Below are 4,092 nucleotides of genomic sequence, written 5' to 3' on the forward strand. Positions count from 1 at the left end.
CGCCCGGCGCCTGCCCTACCTGCACGCCCTCGGCGTCGACTGGGTCTACCTCTCGCCACTGCTCGAGGCCGAGCCCGGTTCCGACCACGGCTACGACGTGGTCGCGCACGACCGGATCGACCCCACGCGCGGCGGTGCCGAAGGTCTGGCTGCCCTCTCCGCCGAGGCGCGCCGCCTCGGCATGGGCGTGCTCGTCGACATCGTGCCCAACCACGTCGGCATCGCGACGCCGTCCGCGAACGCCTGGTGGTGGGACGTGCTCACCCACGGCCAGGAGTCGCGCTACGCCGAGGCCTTCGACATCGACTGGGACGCCGGTGACGGCAAGATCCTCGTGCCCGTGGTGGGCGACGGCGACGAGGACGCGATCACCGTCGACGTCGAAGCCGGTGAGGTCCGCTACCACGAGCACCGCTTCCCGCTGGCGCCTCGCACCCGCTCGCTCGACAAGCAGCACTACCGCCTGGTGTCGTGGCGCGCCGCCGACGACTCGCTCAACTACCGTCGCTTCTTCGCCGTCAACACCCTGGCCGCCGTCCGCGTCGAGGAGCCGTGGGTCTTCGACGAGACGCACGTGGAGATCAAGCGCTGGTTCGCCGAGAGCCTCGTCGACGGCCTGCGCGTCGACCACCCCGATGGCCTGCGCGACCCCGAGGGCTACCTGCGCGACCTGGCCTCCGCGACCGACGGCGCCTACGTGCTGGTCGAGAAGATCCTCGAGCCCGGCGAGACCCTGCCGTCGACCTGGGCCACCGCGGGCACCACCGGTTACGACGCGCTCGCCCTCGTCGACCGGGTGCTCACCGCGCCGTTCTCCCGCGGCGACCTGCCCCACGACGACCTCGACTGGGAGGCGTTGATCCACCGCACCAAGCGCACGGTGGCCGACACGATCCTGTCCGCCGAGATCCGTCGGATCGTGCGCGAGCTGCCCGGCGGCGCGCCCGCACCGACCGCCACCCTCACGCGTCGTCTCGCTGCGCGGCTGCGCGGCTCGCGCCCGACGGCTCCGGTCGGCTTCCCGGCCGAGCAGGTCATCGACGCCGTCGCCGAGCTGGCGGCCTGCTTCCCCGTCTACCGGTCCTACCTGCCTCACACGCGCGGCTACTTCGACGAGGCCTTCACCGCCGCCCGCAAGCAGCGCCCCGACCTCGCTCCGGTCCTCGAGGCGCTGGCGCCCGTGCTCGGCGACGCCGAGCAGCCGGCCGCCCTGCGCTTCCAGCAGACCTCGGGGATGGTGATGGCCAAGGGGGTGGAGGACTGCGCGTTCTACCGCTACAACGCCCTCACCTCCCTCAACGAGGTCGGCGGCGACCCGAGCCAGCGGCACCTGCCGGTCGAGGGCTTCCACCTGCTGATGGCCACCCGCCAGCGTGACCGCGCCGACGCGATGACCTGCACCTCGACCCACGACACCAAGCGTGGCGAGGACGTCCGCGCGCGGATCGCCGTCCTGGCGGAGTGCCCCGACACCTGGACCTCCGCGCTGGCGCGGCTGCAGGACCTGGCGCCGGTGCCGGACGGCGCCTTCGCGACCCTGCTGTGGCAAGCGATCCTCGGCGCCTGGGACGACGTCGACCCGCAGGACCCCGACCTGCGCACGCGACTGCACGCCTACGCCGAGAAGGCGATGCGCGAGGCCGGAGACCACACCACGTGGACCGCCCCCGACGAGACCTACGAGTCGACGGTGCACGCAGCCGTCGACGCCGCCTTCGACTCCCCCGAGGTGGCGAAGGTCCTGCGCGAGCTGCTCGACCTCGTCGTCGAGCCCGGTCGGAGCAACGCCCTGTCGGCCAAGCTGGTCGCGCTCACGATCCCCGGCGTCCCCGACGTCTACCAGGGCTCGGAGCTGTGGGAGCAGTCGCTGGTCGACCCCGACAACCGGCGTCCGGTCGACTTCGACCTGCGGGCCCGGCTGCTCGGCGAGCGCCACCCCGACCACTCCGCGCGCGGCAAGCTCGCCACCACGACCGCCGCGCTGCACCTGCGGCGCGACCACGCCGAGCTGTTCACGGCCTACGAGCCGGTTGCGGCACGCGGTGACGCTGCTGAGCACCTCATCGCCTTCGACCGCGGCGGTGCCGTCACGCTGGCGACCAGGCTCCCGCTCACCCTGGCCCGCAGCGGCGGCTGGGGCGAGACCGAGCTGGTCCTGCCGGCGGGTCGCTGGTGGGACCACGTCACCGATCGCGACCTCGAGTCCGACGGCACCGTCCTGCTGAGCGAGGTGCTCGACGTCTGGCCCGTGGCCCTGCTGACCCGTGCGGACGACGAGGACGACTCGTGACCGCTCGCGGCCCGTACGACGTGTGGGCACCGCGGGCGTCGTCGCTGCGGCTGTCGGTGGGCGACGACGTCGTCGCGATGGAGCAGGGCGACGGCGGGTGGTGGGTGCCGGTCGGACCCGTGCCCGACCCGGGTGCGGGTGAGGTCGACTACGGCTACCTGATCGACGGCGACGAGGCCGTGCGGCCCGACCCGCGCTCGCGGCGCCAGCCGGACGGCGTACATGCCCGGTCGCGGACGTTCGACGCGTCGGCTCATTCGTGGGGCGACGGGTCGTGGACCGGGCGGCAGCTGGCCGGCGCGGTGATCTACGAGCTGCACCTCGGCACTTTCACTCCCGAAGGCACCCTCGACGCAGCTGCAGGCAGGCTCGAGCACCTGCGCTCGATCGGCGTCGACCTCGTCGAGCTGTTGCCGGTGAACTCCTTCGGCGGCACCCACAACTGGGGCTACGACGGAGTCGGCTGGTTCGCCGTCGACGAGTCGTACGGCGGCCCGGCGGCCTACCAGCGCTTCGTCGATGCCTGCCACGCCGCCGGGATGGGCGTCATCCAGGACGTCGTCTACAACCACCTCGGACCCTCCGGCAACTACCTGCCGCTGTTCGGGCCCTACCTGACCTCGGGCCGCAACACCTGGGGCGACCAGGTCAACCTCGACGGCGACGACTCCGCCGAGGTGCGACGCCTGATCCTCGACAACGCCCTGATGTGGCTCGACGACTTCCACGTCGACGGCCTGCGACTCGATGCCGTCCACGCGCTGAAGGACTCCTCGGAGGTGCACCTGCTCGAGGAGATGGCGATCGAGGTGGCGGCCCTGTCGGCGCACCGCGGGGTGCCACTGACGCTGATCGCGGAGTCCGACCTCAACGACCAGGTGATGGTGACGCCGCGTGAGGCCGGTGGATACGGCCTCGACGCGCAGTGGAGCGACGACTTCCACCACGCCGTCCACGTCGCCCTGACCGGCGAGACCGACGGCTACTACGCCGACTTCGAGCCGCTCTCGGCGCTGGCCAAGGTGTGCGAGAAGGGCTTCTTCCACGACGGCACCTGGTCGTCGTTCCGCGAGGCCGACCACGGCGTGCCGATCGACACCGCGACCATGCCGACCTGGCGGCTCGTGGTCTGCAGCCAGAACCACGACCAGATCGGCAACCGCGCCGTCGGCGACCGGATCACCGCCGTCCTGGACGACGACCAGCTGGCCTGCGCCGCGATGCTCACGCTCTGCGGCCCCTTCACCCCGATGCTCTTCCAGGGCGAGGAGTGGGCGGCCTCGACGCCGTTCCTGTTCTTCACCTCCCACGTCGAGCCCGAGCTGGGCAAGGCGACGGCCGAGGGCCGGATCGGGGAGTTCGCCAAGATGGGCTGGGACCCGGCGGTGGTTCCGGACCCGCAGGACCCCACCACTTTCGATCAATCGAAGCTGGACTGGTCGGAGGCGGAGTCGGGGCGCGGCGCCCGGATGCTGTCGGTCTACCGCGAGCTGGCGGCGCTGCGGCGGTCCGAGCCGGCGCTGACCGACCCGTCGTTCGGGGCGGTCTCGTGCCGGGTCGACGAGGACGCCCGCTTCTTCTCGATGGTGCGTGGCGACCTGCAGATGCTGATCAACTTCGGCGACACCGAGGTGGACACTCAGGTGGACGCGACCGAGGTGCTCTTCGCGACTCCCTCAGGGATCGACGTGACGGACGGCGTCGTCACGCTCCCGCCCCACGCCGGCGCCGTCGTCCGCCGCGCCTGAGCGTCCTGGCGTTGAGTCGGCGCATCAATGCGCCGACTCACCGCACGAGGACGG

The 4,092-nt window shown here is 72.0% G+C and carries 2 protein-coding genes; both read left to right on the forward strand.

Annotated elements, in window-relative coordinates; all coding sequences use genetic code 11:
- Nucleotides 1–2,290, forward strand: a 2,290-nt coding sequence (treY, locus tag VOI19_RS15570; RefSeq protein WP_323793879.1) for a malto-oligosyltrehalose synthase, incomplete at its 5' end; no start/stop codon positions are given.
- Nucleotides 2,287–4,038: a malto-oligosyltrehalose trehalohydrolase gene (gene treZ / locus VOI19_RS15575; protein ID WP_323793880.1), complete on the forward strand. Its 1,752-nt coding sequence runs from the start codon at nucleotides 2,287–2,289 to the stop codon at nucleotides 4,036–4,038. The genes treY and treZ, both read left to right, overlap by 4 nt.
- Nucleotides 4,039–4,092 lie beyond the last annotated feature (54 nt).

This window comes from Nocardioides sp. (genome assembly GCF_034670285.1).
Classification (GTDB): domain Bacteria; phylum Actinomycetota; class Actinomycetes; order Propionibacteriales; family Nocardioidaceae; genus Nocardioides.